Annotated in this window: 15 protein-coding genes; 10 read left to right on the forward strand and 5 right to left on the reverse strand. The window is 63.7% G+C overall.

Annotated elements, in window-relative coordinates; translation table 11 throughout:
- The first annotated feature begins 104 nt into the window (after nt 1-104).
- From P3C18_RS18785 to P3C18_RS18795, 3 genes are all read left to right on the forward strand, one after another.
- Entirely contained in the window at nt 105-395 is a 291-nt protein-coding gene (locus tag P3C18_RS18785) for a DUF1244 domain-containing protein (protein ID WP_275963325.1), read from the forward strand.
- A complete protein-coding gene (locus P3C18_RS18790) occupies nt 395-739 on the forward strand; it encodes a HopJ type III effector protein (RefSeq protein WP_275963326.1) in 345 nt (114 codons plus the stop codon). Before P3C18_RS18785 ends, P3C18_RS18790 begins: the two co-directional genes overlap by 1 nt.
- A 185-nt stretch (nt 740-924) precedes the next feature.
- On the forward strand, nt 925-1,512 hold the full coding sequence (locus P3C18_RS18795) for a putative glycolipid-binding domain-containing protein (protein ID WP_275963327.1): 588 nt from the start codon (nt 925-927) through the stop codon (nt 1,510-1,512).
- 221 nt (nt 1,513-1,733) lie between these two features.
- On the opposite strand, the gene trxB is transcribed toward P3C18_RS18795, so the two are convergent.
- On the reverse strand, nt 1,734-2,684 hold the full coding sequence (gene trxB, locus P3C18_RS18800) for a thioredoxin-disulfide reductase (protein ID WP_275963452.1): 951 nt from the start codon (nt 2,682-2,684) through the stop codon (nt 1,734-1,736).
- 272 nt (nt 2,685-2,956) lie between these two features.
- Here trxB and cysZ point away from each other — a divergent pair, with 272 nt between their 5' ends.
- Complete coding sequence (gene cysZ / locus P3C18_RS18805; RefSeq protein ID WP_275963328.1) at nt 2,957-3,709, forward strand: sulfate transporter CysZ; 753 nt, start codon at nt 2,957-2,959, stop codon at nt 3,707-3,709.
- A gap of 4 nt (nt 3,710-3,713) precedes the next feature.
- On the opposite strand, the gene P3C18_RS18810 is transcribed toward cysZ, so the two are convergent.
- Complete coding sequence (locus P3C18_RS18810) at nt 3,714-4,835, reverse strand: SRPBCC family protein (RefSeq protein ID WP_275963329.1); 1,122 nt, start codon at nt 4,833-4,835, stop codon at nt 3,714-3,716.
- Between the two features lie 82 nt (nt 4,836-4,917).
- Here P3C18_RS18810 and P3C18_RS18815 point away from each other — a divergent pair, with 82 nt between their 5' ends.
- A complete protein-coding gene (locus P3C18_RS18815) occupies nt 4,918-5,820 on the forward strand; it encodes a LysR family transcriptional regulator (RefSeq protein ID WP_275963330.1) in 903 nt (300 codons plus the stop codon).
- Between the two features lie 58 nt (nt 5,821-5,878).
- Nucleotides 5,879-7,057, forward strand: coding sequence for a glycosyltransferase family 1 protein (locus tag P3C18_RS18820; protein WP_275963331.1), 1,179 nt, complete (start codon nt 5,879-5,881; stop codon nt 7,055-7,057).
- Nucleotides 7,058-7,287: 230 nt separating this feature from the next.
- Here P3C18_RS18820 and sfsA read toward each other — a convergent pair whose 3' ends face one another.
- Together sfsA and P3C18_RS18830 are read right to left on the reverse strand one after the other, a co-directional pair.
- A complete protein-coding gene (sfsA, locus tag P3C18_RS18825; RefSeq protein WP_275963332.1) occupies nt 7,288-7,995 on the reverse strand; it encodes a DNA/RNA nuclease SfsA in 708 nt (235 codons plus the stop codon).
- A complete protein-coding gene (locus tag P3C18_RS18830) occupies nt 7,985-9,166 on the reverse strand; it encodes a pyridoxal phosphate-dependent aminotransferase (RefSeq protein ID WP_275963333.1) in 1,182 nt (393 codons plus the stop codon). Before P3C18_RS18830 ends, sfsA begins: the two co-directional genes overlap by 11 nt.
- Nucleotides 9,167-9,362: 196 nt before the next feature.
- Here P3C18_RS18830 and dksA point away from each other — a divergent pair, with 196 nt between their 5' ends.
- The 4 genes from dksA to P3C18_RS18850 all read left to right on the forward strand — a co-directional run bounded on the left by dksA (nt 9,363) and on the right by P3C18_RS18850 (nt 20,338).
- Nucleotides 9,363-9,806, forward strand: coding sequence for an RNA polymerase-binding protein DksA (dksA, locus tag P3C18_RS18835; RefSeq protein WP_090251641.1), 444 nt, complete (start codon nt 9,363-9,365; stop codon nt 9,804-9,806).
- A 60-nt stretch (nt 9,807-9,866) separates the two neighbouring features.
- Complete coding sequence (gene gluQRS, locus P3C18_RS18840; protein WP_275963334.1) at nt 9,867-10,754, forward strand: tRNA glutamyl-Q(34) synthetase GluQRS; 888 nt, start codon at nt 9,867-9,869, stop codon at nt 10,752-10,754.
- A gap of 238 nt (nt 10,755-10,992) precedes the next feature.
- The gene (locus P3C18_RS18845) at nt 10,993-11,433 is read left to right on the forward strand and encodes a hypothetical protein (RefSeq protein ID WP_275963335.1); all 441 of its coding nucleotides are present in this window, start codon (nt 10,993-10,995) and stop codon (nt 11,431-11,433) included.
- Between the two features lie 400 nt (nt 11,434-11,833).
- Nucleotides 11,834-20,338, forward strand: a complete 8,505-nt coding sequence (locus tag P3C18_RS18850; protein ID WP_275963336.1) for a glucoamylase family protein — start codon at nt 11,834-11,836, stop codon at nt 20,336-20,338.
- Here the strand turns inward: P3C18_RS18850 and P3C18_RS18855 are convergent.
- Nucleotides 20,333-20,689 (reverse strand): winged helix-turn-helix domain-containing protein, encoded by a 357-nt coding sequence (locus P3C18_RS18855; protein ID WP_275963337.1) that lies wholly within the window; start codon nt 20,687-20,689, stop codon nt 20,333-20,335. The genes P3C18_RS18850 and P3C18_RS18855 overlap by 6 nt on opposite strands.
- Nucleotides 20,690-20,854: the final 165 nt, after the last annotated feature.

Consider the following 20,854-nt stretch of genomic DNA (forward strand, 5'->3'; position numbering starts at 1 on the left):
CTCAGATGATTCCCGGTGCGTCCTGCGCCGGGTCGTTGCCGCCAGGCGGGCATGCTCTTATCATCGCCGCCACGCACTCCCGCCTGCCTTTAGAGAGCATCGCCATGACCGAGCAAGAACGCCTCGAACTTGAAGCCGCCTCCTTTCGCAGCCTGGTGCAGCACCTGCGCTCACGCCCGGATGTGCAGAACATCGACATGATGAATCTCGCCGGTTTCTGCCGTAACTGCCTGTCCAAGTGGTTCAAGGCCGCCGCCGACGATATTGGCGTCGCCATCACCCCGGATGAGGCGCGTGAAGAGGTCTACGGCATGCCGTATGCCGAGTGGAAAGCCAAATACCAGAAGGAAGCCAGCGCCGAGCAGCAGGCCGCCTTCAGCAAAGGAAACAAGTAATGAGCAGCCTCACCGACTTTCGCGCCAAGCTGCGCGGCGAGCACTTCACCTTCGCCGAAACCCTGGCGTTTATCGCCGAGCACTACCAGTACCAGCCCAGCGCTTTCAGCAACGGCAATGTGGCCAACGCGGCCGGGCACAACGAAGGCTCGTGCAAGACCCTCGGCCTGGCCCTGCTCGAAGGCCTGAGCCTGGAAGAAACCCTGCTGTGCTTTGGCGAGCATTACCGCAGCGTACTGGCCACCCCGAGCGGTAGCGACCATGGCAACATCCGCGCACTGATGGAAACCGGCCTGGCGGGCGTGCGCTTCGAGCAGCCATCGCTGCAGCGCAACAGTCTGTAACTACTCGCTTGAGCTAACGGGCAGAAACTTGCGCAACTGTCGGCAAAAGCTGACAGACATCACAATTGAATCCCCCTATGCTGCGCGCCATTACTTGAACGAGAACACCAGGGAAGGTGCTCCGTGCTGCGTCATGGCCGCGCTTCCCCGGTTTCTCCAACCCTACCTGGCTTGGAGTCGCTTAGATGCAGCAGACCTTGGTATGGAAACCATGGCACAACCCAGGCGTGGAAAACCTGCGCCTGAATATCGATGAACACGGCATCAACGCCACCAGTCATCTGATGCAGAGCCTGCAAGGCCACAGCATCGCCGCCACCTACGTGCTCAACTGCGACCCGCGCTGGCGCTTTCGCCGCCTGTGGCTGAAGGTCGACAACCACGGCCAACGCAGCCTCAACCTCAAGCGCGACATTCGCGGCAACTGGTTCCACAACGGCGAACCACGCCCGGACCTCAGCGAGTGCCAGCAGGTGATGCTTTCCGAGTCGCCCTTTACCCACACCCCAGCCCTACAACGCTGCGCCCTGGAAACCGGGCAGAGCGAACTGATGCAAGTCGCCTACGTCGACCTGCTGACCCTCAAGGTGGAAGCACGCAGCCAGCGCTACCAGCGCCTGCGCGAAGAAGGCGGAAGAACCCTGTACCGCAGCGAAGCGCAGGGCAAAAAGAGCAGCGAACTGACTGTCGATGAACATGCTCTGCTGGTCAAAGCCAGCGACCAGTTTCTGCGCATGAGTTCGCGGGACTTGAAGCTCAATACCTGGGTCTGAGAAGCCGCAGAAAGGCCCCGGACCTATCGCAATACTCCAGATAAACGCAGACCTGGTGTGGGAGGGGCTTCAGCCGCGATACAACCACTAAAAGCTCGCCGCTAAAGCGCCTCCTACGCGGTTTCACCATCGCCATCTATTGCCGACCACATAAAAATGCCGCTCACTTGATCCAAGTGAACGGCATTAAGGCTTACATCAAGGTCTTTGCATTCTCAGGCTTATTGGCCGTCGAGATAACGCTCAACATCCAACGCCGCCATGCAGCCGGCACCGGCGGAAGTGATCGCCTGACGGTAGACATGATCAGCCACATCGCCGGCAGCAAACACACCAGGAATGCTGGTGGCGGTGGCATTGCCTTCACGGCCGCCGTTGACCACCAGATAGCCGTCCTTTAGCGCCAGCTGACCCTCGAACAACGAGGTGTTCGGCGTATGGCCAATGGCGACGAACAGGCCGTCAACACTCAGCTCATCGAAACTGCCGTCGTTGTTCTTCACCCGCACGCCGGTCACGCCCATGTTGTTGCCGAGCACCTCATCCACCTCGGCGTTGAGCTTGAGCACGATCTTGCCTTCGGCCACCCGCGCCTGCAGCTTGTCCTGCAAAATCTTCTCGGCACGGAAGGTTTCACGGCGGTGCACCAGGGTCACCTTGCTGGCGATATTGGCCAGGTACAGCGCCTCTTCCACCGCCGTGTTACCGCCACCGACCACCGCGACTTCGCGGTTGCGGTAGAAGAAACCATCGCACGTGGCGCACGCGGAAACGCCCTTGCCCATAAACAGTTCTTCGCTCGGCAAACCCAGGTAGCGGGCGCTGGCCCCGGTGGCGATGATCAACGCATCGCAGCTGTAGGTTCCGCTGTCGCCGACCAGGGTGAACGGCTTGCCGGCCAGGTCCACGGCATTGATATGGTCATAGACGATCTCGGTCTCGAAGCGCTCGGCATGCTCCTGCATGCGCTGCATCAGTGCAGGGCCCGTCAGGCCATGTACATCACCTGGCCAGTTATCCACCTCGGTAGTGGTGGTCAATTGGCCACCGGCCTGCAGGCCGGTGATCAACAGCGGCTTGAGATTGGCCCGTGCGGCGTAGACCGCAGCGCTGTAGCCGGCAGGGCCGGAGCCCAGAATGATCACGCGGGCATGACGATTGGTAGACATCAGCAACTCCACCCGGCTGAGCCGGCAATAAAAAGGGACGCCCACGAAGACCTGGGGAAGGCATTAAGGGTGGAAGCCCCGCAAAGGGATAAACCATCAGTTGCCGCGCAGCCTATGCCCGCCCAGCCTGCGGCGGAAATATGCTTTGCCAATACCGTGCATAGGCAAGCGCTATAACCCCGCCAGACAATCGTTAGCGCCCGTTGCAGAGGCTTTCACCTGCCACACAAAGCCGGTAAGGTCGGCGCGACTTCAACCTCGCGGAGACTCTCCCCATGCCCGCTCCCGTACTGACCGGCCCGCAATACCTCAGCGAAGGCCTGAAACTGGTGCTGAGCCCTGGCCTGCGGCTGTTTGTGCTGCTGCCCCTGACGATCAACCTGATCCTGTTTATTGGCCTGATTTACCTGGCCTTGCAGCAGTTCGGCGGCTGGGTCGATACCTTTATGCCCAGCCTGCCGAGCTGGCTGAGCTTTCTTGAATACGTGCTGTGGCCGCTGTTTGTGGTGTTGGTACTGCTGATGGTGTTTTTCACCTTCACCCTGTTGGCCAATATCATCGCTGCGCCGTTTAACGGCTTTCTCGCGGAGAAGGTCGAAGTGGTGGTGCGCGGCCAGGACGATTTTCCGCCGTTCAGCTGGGCTGAGCTAATGGCCATGGTGCCGCGCACCCTGGGTCGGGAGCTGCGTAAACTGGGCTATTTTCTGCCGCGCGCCATCGCCCTGCTGATCCTGACCTTTATCCCGGTGGTCAACCTGATCGCCGCACCGCTGTGGCTGTTATTTGGCGTGTGGATGATGGCGATTCAATACATCGACTACCCGGCGGACAACAACAAGATGAGCTGGCAGGACATGCTCGCCTGGCTGCGGGAGAAACGCTGGCAAAGCCTGGGCTTTGGCGGCATCACCTACGCCGCCTTGCTGGTGCCGGGGCTGAATATCCTGATGATGCCGGCAGCCGTGGCCGGTGCCACGGTGTTCTGGGTGCGTGAACGCCAGGAGCAGGCGCTCACGGCCACGTCCTAAGTAATCACCCTGCAGGTTGGCTGCGCTCAAGTACCGCGCGCAGCGCCTGCATCGAGGCCTGGGATTCGCGCTCGATACGCCGACTCAGCAGCAGGCGGTTGGCCAGGCGCATCAGCGCACCGTCGAAACCGTATTCCAGGGTGCGCACAAACTCGCAACCGCCCTCCACTTCCAGGCATTCGTAGGTCAGCAGCAGCCCCAGGCCGTGATCGCCTCGAGCGCTGGCCTGCCAGCGGCGGGCCGGCTGGTAGTCGAGCACATCCCAGCGCAGATGGCCGGTACGGCCACCGGCATGGATATCTTCCTCGAATACCTCACCGGCGAGCAACGCGCCCTCGCGGCCGTAGATATGTAGCGATGACGGGTGCCACTCGGGCCAATGCGCCGGGGCGGCGGCATAGCTCAGCACTTCGTCAGCTGAACGAGCGATATGCACGCGATGCTGCTGGCGGTTCTGCTGATAAGTCGCCTCGGGCTCCCAATGCAGGGTGCCGTACAGCCAGTCCATCAGCGGATGGACGATGCCGAAGTTGCGCGCCTGCATCAGCTCACGGCGATGGTGCAGCGCATGCAGGCGGCGCATCTGGCGAATCCACGGCAGTCGCGTGAGCGGATGTTCGGCCGGTAGATGCTCGCAGGCATGCACCACCTCGTAGCTCATATACCCCAGCAGCATACTGCCGACGAACAGCGCGGCGAGGTTGCCGTCGAGAGGCGCCAGCAGCCACCAAATGCCCAGCAGCGGCAGGCTGTAGAGCACGATCAGCCAGGCGGGAAAGAGGATCACCCGCCAGTCACGTGGCGTCTCGTAACGCATCTGGCCTTCGACAAAAAAGCTGTGGTGGTCACCCGTGTGGCGCTTGTAGAACAGCTGGCCGAAGCGCGTCTTGTTGTGTCCCAGGCGCTTGTGTACCTGGTATTCGCCCCAGCTGAAGAACACCAGGCTCAGCGGCACCAGCAGCCACTGCCAGAGCGCCACCGAGTCCAGCGTGCGCCACAGCAGGCTTATACAAATCAGGCCGTAGGCCAACACAAAGCCGGCATGCAGCCAGGGGTTGTACAGCGGGTGGATGGCATCCCGATAACGTGTGCGGAAAGCCTGGGCATTGTCGTTGTTATAGGCCACGGCATGACTCCTGTGCGGATTGACAGCAGTCTAGGCGCGGCCAGATCATTCCGATAATGGATATTCAGAAAGAGCATTATTCTTGATAACGAATTTGCGTCAGCTCGACCTCAACCTGCTGCTGGTCTTCGATGCACTGATGCAGGAAGGCAACCTGACCCGCGCTGCCGAACGCCTGCACCTGAGCCAGTCGACGGTGAGCAACGCCCTCGCCCGCCTACGCCAGCAACTGGGTGAAGAGCTGTTCCTGCGCACCGCCCGTGGCCTGCCCCCCACCGCCCGCGCCCAGGCTCTGTATGTGCCGGTGCGCCAGGCGCTGCGCCTGCTGCAGACCGGCCTGGGCCCGGCCGAGCCGTTCGACCCGCAAACCCCGCACGCCTTCAGCCTGTCGCTTAACGACTACGCCCAGGCCGCACTGCTGCCCATGTTGCAGGCGCATCTGACGCGAGTCGCCGCGCAGGTCGAGCTGCTGGTGCAAGCCGATGATGCCGACAGCCTGGTGCAGCGTTTGGAAAGCGGTGCGCTGGACCTGGCCATCGACTACCTGCACTTCGATTCGCCCGACCTGCATTACGCGCCGCTGCGCGAAGAACCGCTGGTGGCCATCGGCCGCACCGGCCACCCGGCCTTTATCGGCGGGCTAAGCCTGGAGGATTACCAGCAGGCGCGGCATATCACGGTGACGCCACGCGCCGGGCGCGGCTCGCCGCTGGAAATCGTCCTCGGCTCGGCCAGGGTGCGGCGGCAGGCGGCGCTGCATCTACCCAACTACCTGCCGATCCCAGCCATCGTCGCTCAAACCGACCTGCTCGGCACCGTGCCCGCGCGCCTGGCCGAGGCCTTCGCTCCGGTGCATGCGCTGGAAATCGCGCCGCTGCCCWTCGATATGCCGCCGGTGCAGGTCAGCCTGATCTGGCATCAGCAGCAACACCTCGACCCTGCGCACGCCTGGCTGCGTAAGCAACTGATCGAGCTGCTCGACTGAAATACAAACGCAATCAAAGCGTCACAGTCACTACATAACGGCAGCGGACACTGCTGCCATGAGCACAGCTTCCCTGCATATTGCGCTGATCAGCGAAACCTTCCCGCCGGAAATCAACGGCGTGGCCAATACCCTCGGTCGCCTGGTCGATGGCCTGCGCGGCAGTGGCCATCGCGTGCAACTGGTGCGTCCGCGACAGAGCGTCGACCCGCGCGGTGCGGCCGATCAGGACCTGCTGCTGACCCGTGGCTGGCCGCTGCCCGGCTACCCCGGTTTGCAGTGGGGTCAGTCGTCGATGCACAAGCTGCTGCGTAACTGGCAACGGCAGCGCCCGGATGTGCTGTATATCGCCACTGAAGGCCCGTTGGGTCTGTCCGCCCTGCGCGCCGCGCGGCGTTTGCAGATCCCGGTGGTCAGCGGTTTTCACACCAACTTCCAGCAATACACCGGGCATTACGGCTTCGGCCTGCTGACCCGCGTTCTGACCAACTACCTGCGCTGGTTCCATAACCGCTCGCAGATGACCCTGGTGCCCAGCGTCAGCCAGCAGATCGAGCTGCAACGCCGTGGTTTCGACAATCTGGAACTGCTCTCGCGGGGCGTCGACAGCCAGCTTTTTCACCCGGCCAAACGCTGCACAGCTTTGCGCGAGCGCTGGGGCCTGGCGGAACAGGACATCGCCATCCTGCATGTCGGCCGCCTGGCCGCAGAAAAGAACCTGGCCCTGCTCAGCAAGAGCTTTCAGGCGCTGCAGCAGGCGCACCCGCAGCGGCGGCTGAAACTGATTCTGGTCGGCGATGGCCCACAGCGCGCCAGCCTCCAGCAGCAACTGCCTGATGCGGTGTTCTGCGGCCTGCAACGCGGTGAAGAGCTGGCCGCGCATTACGCCTCGGGCGATCTGTTTGTGTTTCCCAGCCTGTCGGAAACCTTCGGCAATGTGGTGCTCGAAGCCCTGGCTTCCGGGCTTGGCGTAGTGGCGTTTGATCAGGCGGCGGCCGCCCAGCATATCCGCCACGGGCATAACGGCGCGTTGGCAGTGGCCGAGGACGAACAAGGTTTTATCGACGCCGCCAGCTGGCTGCTGACCGACCACGAAGGCCTGCGCCGAGTACGCCTGAATGCCCGGCTACATGCCTCACGCCAGGGCTGGCCGGCGATTGTCGAGCTGTTCGAACAGCATCTACGTACTGCCATGCAACCAGTAGCGGAGCTGCCGGCCGGCAGAACGCAGCATTGAAGTGAACATTTGTGGGAGGCGCTTTAGCGGCGCGCTTTCAGCCGCAGTTCTCGCGGCTAAAGCGGAACGCCGCCCAGCCCCTCCTACAACAGCAGGCACCGTAGCCCGGATAAGCCTTGGCGCAATCCGGGAAGCAATCACCATCCTACTCACAGGCCACTGCGCAAACATCCAACCCCGGACTGCGCTGCGCTTGTTCGGGCTACGGGTTGAAACGGAAAGCTCCGTTCCTACAACCGCACATCCAGTCGCTTAATCAACCGCACTTCCTGCGCACTGATCGCCGCACCATAGGCCAACACCTCAACACCGGCGCTCACTGCCTCACGCAACGCAGCGGCGTAGGCCGGGTCGATTTCCTCAGCTGGGCGCACCGCATCGATGTCCGTCAGATTCACGCAATACAACTGCACCGCGCGAATCCCCTCACGGGCCAGCGCAGCCAATTCACGCWGGTGTTTGCTGCCACGCTCGGTGCGCGCGTCGGGAAAGGCGGCGACGCGGCTATCGGCGAACCCCAGGGTGACGCTCTTAACTTCGACAAACGCCGCGCCTGTCGGGTAGTCCAGGCGAAAGTCGATCCGGCTGCGCTCCTGACCGTAAGGCACTTCGCGCTTGAGGCTGGTAAAGCCGTTTAGCTCGGTGATAAGTCCAACATTTAGCGCCTCTTCCACCAGGGCATTAGCCCGCCCGGTATTGATCACCGCCAAACGCCCGTGCGGTGTCTCACCGATCTCCCAGGTGCCCGGCAGCTTGCGTTTGGGGTCGTTGCTGCGGCTGAACCAGATGCGCGCACCCTCGCTCATGCAATTGAGCATCGAGCCGGTATTGGCGCAGTGGATGGTCAGCAGCTCGCCGCTGGCACTCTCGATATCAGCGAGAAAGCGCTTATAGCGGCGTAGCAAACGCCCCTCTTCCAGCGGCGGCTCAAACTGCATGGGGCTTCCAGCTATTCAGGCCACGCTTGATGCGATCCGCCGCCTGCTGCAGGCGCGGCAGATCCTGGGTGTAGGCAAACCGCACATGCTGCGCAGCCTGATAGCGACCAAAATCCAGGCCGGGGGTAAAGGCTACGTGCTCGGTTTCCAGAAAGTGCTGGCAGAAGGCAAAGGCATCGCCGCCGAAGGCGCTGATATCGGCATATAAATAGAAGGCGCCCTCCGGCTCCACGGCGATCTTAAAGCCCAGCTCACGCAACGCCGGCAAGAGGAAATCGCGGCGGTGCTGAAACGCGTGGCGACGCTGCTCAAGAATCTCCAGGGTCTGCGGCTGAAAACACGCCAGCGCAGCATGCTGAGCCATGCTCGGCGCGCTGATATAGAGGTTCTGCGCCAGCTTCTCCAGTTCCGGCACGGCGGCCGGTGGCGCCACCAGCCAGCCCAGGCGCCAGCCGGTCATGCCGAAATACTTGGAAAAACTATTAAGCACAAAGGCCTCATCGTCCACTTCCAGCACGCTGGCAGCGTCTACGCCGTAGGTCAGGCCGTGGTAGATCTCATCCACCACCAGATGACCGCCACGCGCTTTCAGCGTATGGGACAACCCGCCCAGCTCATCACGGCTAAGCAAAGTACCGGTCGGGTTGGCCGGGGAAGCCACCAGCGCGCCAACGCTATCTTGATCCCAATAACGCTCGATCAGGTCGGGCGTCAGCTGATAACGCACATCCGGGCCAACCGGCACCAGCTGCGCCGCGCCCTCGACCAGGCGTAGAAAGTGCCGATTGCAGGGGTAACCGGGGTCGGCCAGCAGCCAGTGCTTGCCGGGGTCAACCAGCAAGCTGGTGGCCAGCAGCAAGGCGCCCGAGCCGCCAGGGGTGATCAGAATGCGCTGCGGGTCGATATCCAGACCGTAACGCTGGCCATAGAAACTGGAAATCGCCTCACGCAGGGCCGGCAGGCCGCGTGCGGCAGTGTAACGGGTGTGCCCATCGACCAGGGCCGCCTGCCCGGCAGCAACAATCGGCGCGGCGGTGGTGAAATCTGGCTCGCCGATTTCCAGGTGAATCACATCATGGCCGTCGGCCTGCAGCTGATTGGCGCGAGCCAGCAGCGCCATCACGTGAAAAGGTTCTATGGCGCGGCTGCGCGCACTGTAGGACTGAGCCATGGGACTGTCTGCGTGGGAGATAAGGCGCGGATTCTAAAGCATACCCGGCGCAACCACGACAACCGGGAGTGGCGCGGCGGGAGTTGTTCTGGTAAGTTCGCCCGCTTGCAGCCGCAGGGCCAGTTCTACGCGACGTAGGATCGGCAAGGGACACCGTCCTGCGCAGTGGATTAGAGAGAGTGAGAGGCGGTCATCCATGCCCACCAAAGCAAAAGCAAAAAGCAGCCAACTGACTCGTGGTTTCGAGCCCTATAAAGAAACAAAGGGCGAGGAATACATGGGTGAGCCGATGCGCGCCCACTTCACCGGCATCCTCAACAAGTGGAAGCTGGAATTGATGCAGGAAGTTGATCGTACTGTGCACCATATGCAGGACGAAGCAGCCAACTTCCCCGATCCAGCGGACCGCGCCAGCCAGGAAGAAGAATTCAGCCTGGAACTGCGTGCCCGTGATCGCGAGCGCAAGCTGATCAAGAAGATCGACGAAACCCTGCAACTGATCGAAGACAACGACTACGGCTGGTGCGATTCCTGCGGCGTAGAAATCGGCATCCGCCGACTGGAAGCACGCCCCACCGCCACCCTTTGCATCGATTGCAAGACGCTGGCGGAAATCAAAGAAAAACAGATCGGTTCCTGATCTGACCCAGAGGGTGCTTCGGCACCCTCTGTTGTTTCTGTATCCCTGTGTGTGCCAGACATGAACACACCCGCGTATATCGGCCGCTTCGCCCCCACCCCGAGCGGTTATCTGCACTTCGGCTCACTGGTCGCAGCTCTTGCGTCGTACCTTGACGCGCGCGCGGTAAACGGCCGCTGGTTGCTGCGCATGGAAGACCTCGACCCGCCACGGGAAGTCGCCGGCGCCCAGGCTGGCATTCTCAGCACCCTAGAAAGCTACGGCTTCGAGTGGGACGGCGAGCTGGTGCGCCAGAGCGCGCGCCACGACGAATACGCCGCACTGGTCGAACGCCTGCTCAGCCAGGGCCTGGCCTACGCCTGTACCTGCTCACGTAAACAACTGGAAGGCACTCAGGGCATCTACCCCGGCACCTGCCGCAATGCCGGTCACGGTTTTGCCGATGCGGCGATTCGCCTGCGCGTGCCGGAGCTGAGCTACCACTTTGTCGACCGCGTGCAAGGCAAGTACCGCCAGCACCTGGGCCGTGAGGTCGGTGACTTTGTGATTCGCCGCCGCGATGGCCTGTATGCCTACCAACTGGCCGTGGTGCTCGACGATGCCTGGCAGGGCATCACCGATATAGTGCGTGGCGCCGACCTGCTCGACTCCACCCCGCGCCAGCTGTACCTGCAGGAGCTGCTCGGCTTTTCGCAACCGCGCTACCTGCATGTGCCGCTGATTATCCAGCCGGATGGCCACAAGCTGGGCAAATCCTACCGCTCGCCGCCGCTGCCGGCCGATCAAGCAACGCCATTGCTGATACGCGCTCTGCGTGCGCTTGGCCAGCAGTTGCCGGATGGCGCCAGCTACGGCCAGCCCGCTGAACTGCTGCACTGGGCCAGCCAGCACTGGGACGCATCGCTTATTCCGCGCAGCCTGACGCTGGCCGAAGCCCAACTTCGCTAAGAACCTGCCAACGATCAGCTGCGCGTCGGCCCTGCGGCGTTAAAACCCGGTTCGGCAAGCCGCTTGCGGCTAACGCGCTGCAGCGCGGCCCGGAGGGCGAGTGAAACGAGTAATGCTCATGTACTGCTCGTACACTCATAGGCGAGCCCAATCCGCTTGACTCGCTTCGCTCATCCTGCGGATCAACCACCGGCTAGTGGTACGCTCGCAATGCAAAATAACGCGCAGGAGTATTGAAATGCTTGATGGGGTATCGGCTGTACTGGGTAGTGCAAAGGTTGCCTACGACCTGACTAAGGGCCTGCTTGACCTTAAAGAAGGGGCAGCAGTGCAAGAAAAAGCTATAGCACTTACCGGCATACTGATTGAGCTGCAGGGCCATCTTATATCTGCGCAGCAAGAACACATGGCTCTGCTTAAACGCGTCAACGAATTGGAGCAACTTCTGGATGCAACCCATACAAAAAGACAGAAATTCGAGCGCTACCGCCTCCATCAGTTTCCAAAAGGAAGTAGCGCATATGTCCTCAGAGATGAGCACCACACGGAAGAGCCCAAACACTACATTTGTGGAGTATGTCTGGAAAGCGAGCAGAAAGTGATACTGCAGCCCAGAGCCATGGGCCTTGTATGCCCAAAGTGCGAAGCTTTTGTTTATACGTCGCAAGAGTCTCTCTAGGGACTTTGCGCGTTTTTAGCACGCCGCCAACCGCTCCCGAAAGAACATTGCTCATCACTCACGGTCGCCCCGGCTCATAAAAACGACTGTCCACCATGCCTCATGTATCTCGCCCTATGTCCGTTAGCGAACAGACGCCAGCCAGGGCCCTGCTGTAGGGTGGTGACAATGCTGCGACAGCATTCTTCCCGATGGTGCAGGTTTACCCTGCCATCGCGGTACCCGGGTCTTGGGTGTTGACCGGTCACACCAGCGTCTGCGGCCAATATGCAAAATCAGCACGGCGAAGCAACAGGGGCACGGCAATCGTGACTTCGTAGGTCCGCTGTCGCGGTTTCTCAGATGGGTCTCGCACCTCGACGCCCATCGCGCATGCCAATGATGGCTGGAACCGCGCCCTATGACCTCAGTCTTCTCTGCTCTATTCAGCCGTGCCGCTGCACCCTCGCCATGGCTTGATCACGCCCCAGTACGCGAAGAACTGTTCGGCATCGAACGCCTCGAACAACACGCCTGCACCCTGGCCGCTGCCCAACCGGTGAGCAGCAAGCCGCCCACCGTGCTGTCGCTGCATCGCCGCCTGAATGACAACGCCAAGGTGCTGCTCGCGGCCTACCGCGCCAGTGCTGCGGAGCTGGCCAACGGTCGCGGCGTGGTGCCAGCGGCCGAGTGGCTGCTGGACAACTACCACCTGGTCGAAGAGCAGATTCGCGAGATCCGCGATGACCTGCCGCCCGGCTATTACCGCCAGCTGCCGAAACTCGCCAGCGGCCCCTTTGCCGGTTACCCACGGGTGCTGGGCATGGCCTGGGCGTTTATCGCCCACACCGACAGCCACTTCGACCCGGACATCCTGCAGCACTTTCTCGTCGCCTATCAGCAGGTGCAACCCCTGACCATCGGCGAGCTGTGGGCGGTGGCCATCACCCTGCGCATCGTGCTGATCGAGAACCTGCGTCGCCTGGCTGACCAGATGACCGCCGGACGCAGCGCACGGGCCGACGCCGATGCCCTGGCCAGCCGTCTGCTGGGCAAAAGCGCCACGCACGCAGCACTCGACAAGGAGCTGCACGAGCGCGCCCGTATACCGCTCAGCGAGCCGTTTGCCGCGCAACTGGCCAAGCGCCTGCGCGACCATGACCCGCTCACCACGCCGGCGCTGGGCTGGCTGGAAGAGCGCCTCGGCGTGCAGGGCAGCAGCATCGAGGAAGTGGTGCAACACGCCCTGCAGCGCCAGGGCGCGTCCAACCTCACGGTGCGCAACATCATCAACAGCATGCGCCTGATCTCCTCCATCGACTGGGCGCAGCTGTTCGAGAACGTCAGCCTGGTGGATGCCCGCCTGGGCGCGCGCAGCGACTTTGCCGCGATGGATTTCGCCACCCGCAACCAGTACCGCAGCGCCATCGAACAACTGGCCCGTGGCAGCACCTGCAGTGAATTGGAAGTTGCCGAACAGGCCCTGCAGGCCAGCCAACTGGCCGGCGAGGCCGAGCATGCCGACCCACGCATCAGCGACCCCGGTTACCACCTGATTGCCGAAGGCCGCCTGGCACTTGAGCAGCGCATCAATTTTCGCCCGCCGCTGCGCTTGCGCATCAGCCGTGGCCACATGCACCTCGGCATGCCCGGCTACGTCGGCGCCATCGTCGGCCTGGCCAGCCTGCTACTGGGTCTGGCGCTGTACAGCCTGGCCGGCCAAGGCGTCAGTGCCGGCTGGCTGCTGGCGCTGGGTGTGCTGGGCTTTCTGCCCGCCACCGAAGTGGCCACCGCGCTGGTCAACCGCGCGGTCAGTAACAGCTTCGGCGCCATGGGCCTGCCGGGCCTGGAGCTTAGCGAAGGGGTGCCCAGCAACCTGCGCACGCTGATTGCCGTACCGACCCTGCTCGGCAGTGAGGCCGATCTGCTTGAGCAGATCGAACGCCTGGAAGTGCATCACCTGGCCGGGCATGGCGGCGATCTGACCTTCGCCCTGCTAACCGACGGCCTGGATGCCGACCAGGAACACCTGGCCAGCGACGCCGAGCTGTTGCAGCTGGCCAGCACCGCCATCGACCAGCTCAACCAGCGTTATGGTCCCGGCATCGCCGGCAGCCGTTTTCTCTTGCTGCACCGGCGGCGGCAGTTCAACCCCAGTGAAAACGTCTGGATGGGTTGGGAACGCAAGCGCGGCAAGCTGCATGAACTCAACCGCCTGCTGCGCGGTGCCAATGACACCAGCTTTACCGAGGTGCCCGGGCTAAGTCAGCGCGTGCCGGACGCTGTGCGCTATGTCATCACCCTGGATGCCGACACCCGCCTGCCCCGCGATGCGGCGCTGCGCCTGATCGGCAAGATGGCTCACCCACTGAACCAGCCACGCTTCAACACCGAGCTACAACGGGTGGTCGGCGGCTACGCGATTCTGCAGCCCCGGGTCACCCCGTCACTGCCCTTGCAGCGCGAAGGTTCGCTGTACCAGAAGGTCTTCTCCAGCCCCGGCGGCATGGACCCCTACGCTGCCGCTGTCTCCGATGTGTACCAGGACCTGTTTGGCGAAGGCTCCTTTACCGGCAAGGGTATCTACGACATCGATGCCTTCGAGGCCGCGCTGGCCGGCCGGGTCGGGGAAAACAGCATGCTCAGCCATGACCTGTTCGAAGGGGTTTTCGCCCGCGCAGGCCTGGCCTCGGATGTCGAAGTAGTCGAGGAGTTCCCCTCGCGCTACGACGTAGCCGGCAAGCGCCAACACCGCTGGACCCGTGGCGACTGGCAGCTGCTGCCGTGGATTCTCGGGCCTTTCAGCGGCAAACAAGCGCTGCCGAGCATCGGCCGCTGGAAGATGCTCGACAACCTGCGCCGCTCCCTGCTGGCGCCAGCCACCCTGGCGGCGCTGGGCCTGAGTTGGCTGCTGCCGTTGCCAGCAGCGCTGAGCGCCAGCCTGTTGCTGATTGCCAGCCTGCTGATTCCGACCCTTTTGCCGCTGTGCTTCGGCCTGCTGCCGGCGCGCGCCGGTATTCGCTGGCGCAGCCACCTCGGCAAGCTGCGCGATGACCTGCTGCTGGCGCTGCTGCAAAGCGTGCTGAACCTGACGTTTCTCGCCGACCAGAGCTGGCGCATGCTCGATGCGATCAGCCGCACCCTGACCCGCCTGCTGATCACCCGGCGCAACCTGCTGGAGTGGACCACCGCCGCGCAGGCGTCGATCAGCCCGCGCCTGAAGCTGCTGGGCTTTTACAGCGGCATGGCTGGCGGCACGCTGCTCGGCCTGTTGCTCTGCGTCGCCGCCCTGCTCTGGTCGCCGGCCATCTGGCCTGTGGTACTGCCCTTTGCCCTGCTCTGGCTCAGCGCACCGGCAATTGCCCTACGGGTCAGCCGTTCGCCGCGCGTGGCCAAACGCCTGCTGGTCGATCCGACACAAACCAGTGAGCTGCGGCTGATCGCCCGGCGCACCTGGCGCTTCTTCGAAACCTTCGTCACGCCAGCCGACAACCAGCTGCCGCCGGATAACTTTCAGGAAGACCCCAAGCCGGTCATCGCCCACCGCACCTCGCCAACCAATATGGGCCTGTACCTGCTCTCCGCCATCGCCGCCCGCGATTTCGGCTGGGCTGGCACCCAGCGCACCGTCGCCCGCCTGCAAGCCACCCTGGCGGTCATGGCGCAACTGCAGCGCCATCGCGGGCACTTCTTCAACTGGTACGACACCCAGGATTTACGCCCGCTGGCGCCGGCCTATGTGTCGTCGGTGGACAGCGGCAACCTGGCCGGCCACCTGCTGGTGGTCGCCAATGCCTGCGAGGAATGGCTGAAAGCCCCCGTGAGCGCGGACGCCCGCCAGGGCCTGCACGACAACCTGCAACTGGCTCGCGCCGCGCTGACGGATCTGCCCGCCGCCGGGAGTGAACGCAGCCAACAGCTGCACGAATTACTGCAACAGATCGAAGCGGGGCTGAATGGCGCACAGCCGCTGCACGGCCTGCTGCCAACCCTGCTGCGCCTGAGTGAAAAAGCCGCGCAGCTGGCCAGCGGTTTCGCCCCACTGGACACGGACAACCAGGCCGGCGACCTGCAGTTCTGGCTGCAGGCATTGGCCCAGGCCCTGGGCGATCTGCAGCAGGATGCCGAGCTGACGGATATCCAACGCACAACCCTGCACGACGAGCTACGCAGCGTTGCCGAGCAGGCGCGCAACATGGCCCTGGGCATGGACTTCGCCTTCCTGCTGGAGCCGGAGCGCAAACTGCTGTCGATTGGCTTCTGCCTGGCGGACAACAGCCTGGACAGCAGCTGCTATGACCTGCTCGCCTCGGAGGCGCGCCTGGCCAGCCTGTTCGCCATCGCCAAGGGCGATGTCAGCACCCGCCACTGGTTCCGCCTGGGCCGCACCGCCACGCCACTGGGCAGCGGCTCGGCACTGATTTCCTGGTCCGGCTCGATGTTCGAATACCTGATGCCTTCACTGGTGATGCGCGCCCCAGCCGGCAGCCTGCTGGAGCAGACCAACCGCCTGGTGGTGGCACGTCAGGCTGCCTATGGCAAAGCACTGGGCATCCCCTGGGGGATTTCCGAGTCGGCCTACAACGCCCGCGACATGGAACAGACCTATCAGTACTCGAACTTCGGCGTACCGGGTCTGGGCCTCAAGCGCGGCTTGTCCGCCAATCGGGTGATTGCCCCCTACGCCACGGGGCTGGCGACCATGGTCGACCCGCAAGGCGCACTGGCCAACTACCGCCGCCTGAGTGAGATGGGCGCACTGGGCCGTTATGGCTTCTATGAAGCGCTGGACTTCACCCGCACCCGCCTGCCGGATGAGCAGCCGTTTGCCATCGTGCGCAACTTTATGGCCCACCACCAGGGCATGAGCATCGTCGCCATTGCCAACACCCTGCATGACGGCCAGATGCGTGCGCGCTTTCACCGTGAACCGATGATCCAGGCCTGCGAGCTGCTGTTGCAGGAACGCATGCCGCGCAATGTCGCGGTCGCCCACCCACGCGCCGAAGAGGTCAGCGCCTGCGCCGCAGAAGCCGACTGCACGTTGCACAACGAGCGCCGTTTGAACCACTTCAATGGCAACCCGCCCGTCACCCACCTGCTCAGCAACGGCCGTTACAGCGTGATGCTCACCACCAGCGGCGCCGGTTACAGCCGCTGGCGCGACATCGCCGTCACCCGCTGGCAGGAAGACAGCACCCGCGACCAGCACGGCTCCTTTATCTTTCTCTGGGACACCCGCAACGGCACGCACTGGTCCCTGGGCGCGCAGCCGAGCAGCGGCAACCCCTATGACGAAGTGGTGTTCGCCGAGGACTACGCCAGCTACAGCCGCCACGACGGCAACCTCACCACCAGCCTGGAAGTGCTGGTCTCCGGCGAAGACGACGGTGAAGTGCGCCGCGTTTCGCTGACCAACAGCGGCCGCGTAGCGCGGGAAATCGAACTGACTTCCTACGCCGAACTGGTACTGGCCAGTGCCGCCAGCGACAACGCCCACCCAGCGTTCTCCAAGCTGTTTGTGGTCACCGAGTACCTGCCCGCCTTCGCCGCGCTGCTTGCCACCCGCCGTCCGCGCAGCGCCAGCGAGCCGACGTTGTGGGCTGCGCACTTTGCCGTGGTTGAAGGTGAAGTGAGCGCCGAGCCACAGTACGAATCCGACCGCGCGAAGTTTCTCGGGCGCAGTTGCGCGCTGCACGCCGCCGCGGTGATTCGCCAGGGCCAACGCCTGTCCAATAGCGTCGGCACGGTGCTCGACCCGATCTTCTCGCTGCGCCAGCGCCTGCTAATCGAACCGGGCAAGATCGCCCGCGTGGCGTTCTGGACGGTGGTGGCGCCGAGCCGTGAGGCGCTGCTCGACCTGATCGACAAGCACCATGACCGCAGCGCCTTCGACCGGGCGAAAACCCTGGCCTGGACCCAAGCCCAGGTGCAGTTGCGCCACCTCGATATGCTTGCAGCTGAAGCCGCCGACTTTCAGCGTCTGGCCGCGCCGATTCTGTACGCCGATGCGCGCTTCCGCGCGCCGGCCGCCAGCCTGCTGCGCGGTCTCGGCAGCCAGTCGGTGCTGTGGTCCCAGGGAATTTCCGGCGACCTGCCGATCGTTCTGCTGCGCATCAGCGACGCCGAAGACATCGCCCAGGTGCGGCAGCTGCTGCGCGCCCACGAATACTGGCGGATGAAGCGCCTGGCGGTGGACCTGGTGATCGTCAACGAACACGCCTCCTCCTACCTGCAGGACCTGCAGGTGGCCATCGAAACCGCCGTGCGCAGCAGCCAGTCACGCCCGCGTTTTGCCGCCGAACTGGCGCAGGGCTCGGTGTTCGTACTGCGCGCCGACCTGCTCAGTGGCGAGTTCCGCGAACACCTGCAAGCGGTGGCGCGGGTGCTGCTGGTGGCCCATCGCGGGCCGATCAGCGAGCAACTGGCGCGTATTCCGCCCTGCGCCAGCGCCGTACCTGCCAGCACCGGAAACCACAGCGCGCAGCCTATTCCCATATGCCACACGCCGCCGCTCAGCCCGCTGGAGTTTGCCAATGGCCTGGGCGGTTTCGACCTGGATGGTCGCGAGTATGTGGTGCGCCTGAACGCCTGGAGCAACACCCCGGCGCCGTGGATCAACGTGATCGCCAACCCGCAGTTCGGCTTTCAGGTCTCGGCCGAAGGCAGTGGCTACACCTGGGCCGACAACAGCCGGGAAAACCAGCTCACGCCCTGGTCCAACGACCCGGTCAGCGACCCGCCAGGCGAAGCCCTGTATGTGCGCGACGAAGACAGCCTGGCGCTGTTCAGCCCCACCGCCCAACCGCTGCGCGACAGCGGCCACTATGAAGCGCGGCATGGCTTTGGTTACAGCCGCTTCAGCCACCAGGCCAGCGGCATTGCCATGGAACTGCTGCAGTTCGTACCGCTGGAAGACCCGATCAAGATCTCCCGCCTGACCCTGCGTAACCTCTCCGGCCGGCCACGCCGCCTGAGCGTTACCGCCTACGCCGAATGGGTGCTGGGCAGCACACGAGCGGCTAATGCGCCGTTTATCCTCAGCCGCCAGGACAGCGCCACCGGCGCCATTCTGCTACGCAATCCCTGGAGCATCGCTTTTACCGGGCGCAGCGCGTTCAGCGACCTGGGCGGCCGACAGAGCAGCTGGACCGCTGATCGCAGCGAGTTTATCGGGCGTAACAGCAGCCTCGCGCACCCTGCCGCCCTCGCCCGCCTGGCCCCACTGAGCGGCAGCCTGGGCGCGGGCTTCGACCCCTGCACGGCGCTGCAATGCCAGCTGGAACTGCAGCCGGGGGAAAGCGTGGAAGTGCTCTGGCTACTCGGCCAATGCGCCAGCGAACAGCAGGCCAGCGCCTTGATTGCGCAGTACCGCCAGGCCGATCTGGACGCCGTACTGGCCCAGGTGCAGGCGCACTGGCAGCGCGTGCTCGGCGCGGTGCAGGTGCAGACACCAAGCCGCGCCATGGACATCATGCTCAACGGCTGGCTGCTCTATCAGACCCTGGCTTGCCGCGTTTGGGCGCGCTCGGCGTTCTACCAGGCCAGCGGCGCCTACGGTTTTCGCGACCAGCTGCAGGACGGCATGGCGCTGACCTTCGCCAGCCCGGCCATGACCCGCGCGCATATCCTGCGCGCGGCCAGCCGTCAGTTTGTCGAAGGTGATGTGCAGCACTGGTGGCTGCCGCATTCCGGCCAGGGCGTGCGCACGCGCATCTCCGATGACCGGGTGTGGCTGGCCTACGCCACCGCGCAGTACATCCAGTGCAGCGGCGATGCAGCGATTCTCGATGAGCAATTGGACTTTCTCGAAGGCCCGCTGCTGGCCGCCGGCGAGCACGATGCGTTCTTCCAGCCGATGCAGGCCGATGCGCCGGCTTCGCTGTTCGAGCACTGCGCCCGTGGCCTCGACCAATGCCTGCAGCTGACCGGCGAACTGGGCCTGCCGCTGATTGGCGGCGGCGACTGGAACGACGGCATGAACCGCGTGGGCGAGCACGGCAAAGGCGAAAGCGTATGGCTGGGCTGGTTGCTGCTGCGCAGCATCGCGCTGTTCGCGCCTTATGCCGAAGTGCATGACAGCGCCCGCGTAGCACGCTGGCGCGCGCATGCCGAGCAGCTGCGCCTGGCGCTGGAGACCTATGCCTGGGACGGCCAGTGGTACCGCCGCGCGACCTTCGATGACGGCACCTGGCTCGGCTCGTTGCAAAGCAGCGAATGCCGGATCGACTCGATTGCCCAGTCCTGGGCGGTGCTGTCCGCCAGCGCCGATCCGCTGCGGGCGAACATGGCCATGGCTGCCATGCAACGCCAGCTCATCCGCGAGGACGACGGCATTGCTCTGCTGTTCACCCCGCCGTTCGACAAAACCCCGCTGGAGCCTGGCTATATCAAGGGTTATCCGCCGGGTCTGCGGGAGAACGGCGGGCAATACAGCCATGCGGCGATGTGGGCGATTTTGGCGTACTGCCAGCTCGGCTCCGCCAAGCAGGCGTTCGATCTGTTTGATCTGGTCAACCCGATCAACCACGGCAACAGCCCTGAGGCCTGCCAGCGCTACAAGGTCGAGCCTTATGTGCTGGCCGCCGATGTTTACGCGGTGGCGCCGCACAACGGCCGCGGCGGCTGGACCTGGTACACCGGCGCGGCCGGCTGGATGTACCGCGCTGGGGTCGAAGGGATTCTCGGTATTCGCCGTGAGGGTGACTGGCTGCTGCTCAACCCCTGCATCCCGGCCGACTGGCCAGGCTTTAGCGCACGCATCGCGCTGGCCGGCAGCCATTACCAGATTGAGCTGAGCAACCCGGCGCAACGCAGCCAGGGCATTCGCCAGGCCTGGCTGGACGAACAAGCCATCGAGTGTCCACAAGGACAGCTGAAAGTGGCGCTGGATGGCGCCACGCATCGCCTGCGAATTGAGCTATAGCGGAGCGGGTTCGGCCAGCAGCTCAGCCAACTCGTCACAGCCACTCTGCACCGCTGCCAACGCGGCGGTGCAGACGGCCTGATAGCGCTGCAGAACCCGTTCGCCAGTGGCGGTAAGCTGGGTGCCACCGCCCTGCTTGCCGCCGGCCAGGGTGCTGACCAGCGGCTGCTTGAAGCTGCGGTTCATGGTTTCCACCAACAGCCAGGCACGCCGATAGGACATGCCCATGGCGCGCGCGGCGGCGCTGATCGAGCCGTGCTGGGCRATAGCCGCCAACAGCTCAGCCTTGCCGGGGCCGATGGCAATGTCGGAGCCGTTATGCAGGCGGATTTTCAGATCAAGACGGTACATGCGGCGACCACAGCGGGGGATACGCTGCGCAGACTAACGCCTGATCAGATCAGGTGAAAGGGACACATCARCCAAGTGGGTAGGTTGGGTTGAGGAGCAACGCGACGAAGCCCAACGAGACCTGTCACAGCCTGTTGGGCTTCGCTGCGCTCAGCGCCAACCTAC

This window comes from Pseudomonas sp. 1928-m (assembly GCF_029269135.1).
In the GTDB taxonomy this organism is placed as follows: domain Bacteria; phylum Pseudomonadota; class Gammaproteobacteria; order Pseudomonadales; family Pseudomonadaceae; genus Aquipseudomonas.

Excerpts from the sequence above, each read along its gene's own strand:
- P3C18_RS18785 (WP_275963325.1), top strand. The coding sequence starts at position 105 with ATGACCGAGCAAGAACGCCTCGAACTTGAAGCCGCCTCCTTTCGCAGC.
- P3C18_RS18850 (WP_275963336.1), top strand. The coding sequence starts at position 11,834 with ATGACCTCAGTCTTCTCTGCTCTATTCAGCCGTGCCGCTGCACCCTCG.
- P3C18_RS18820 (WP_275963331.1), top strand. The coding sequence starts at position 5,879 with ATGAGCACAGCTTCCCTGCATATTGCGCTGATCAGCGAAACCTTCCCG.
- P3C18_RS18830 (WP_275963333.1), bottom strand. The coding sequence starts at position 9,166 with ATGGCTCAGTCCTACAGTGCGCGCAGCCGCGCCATAGAACCTTTTCAC.
- cysZ (WP_275963328.1), top strand. The coding sequence starts at position 2,957 with ATGCCCGCTCCCGTACTGACCGGCCCGCAATACCTCAGCGAAGGCCTG.
- dksA (WP_090251641.1), top strand. The coding sequence starts at position 9,363 with ATGCCCACCAAAGCAAAAGCAAAAAGCAGCCAACTGACTCGTGGTTTC.
- gluQRS (WP_275963334.1), top strand. The coding sequence starts at position 9,867 with ATGAACACACCCGCGTATATCGGCCGCTTCGCCCCCACCCCGAGCGGT.
- P3C18_RS18795 (WP_275963327.1), top strand. The coding sequence starts at position 925 with ATGCAGCAGACCTTGGTATGGAAACCATGGCACAACCCAGGCGTGGAA.
- P3C18_RS18845 (WP_275963335.1), top strand. The coding sequence starts at position 10,993 with ATGCTTGATGGGGTATCGGCTGTACTGGGTAGTGCAAAGGTTGCCTAC.
- P3C18_RS18790 (WP_275963326.1), top strand. The coding sequence starts at position 395 with ATGAGCAGCCTCACCGACTTTCGCGCCAAGCTGCGCGGCGAGCACTTC.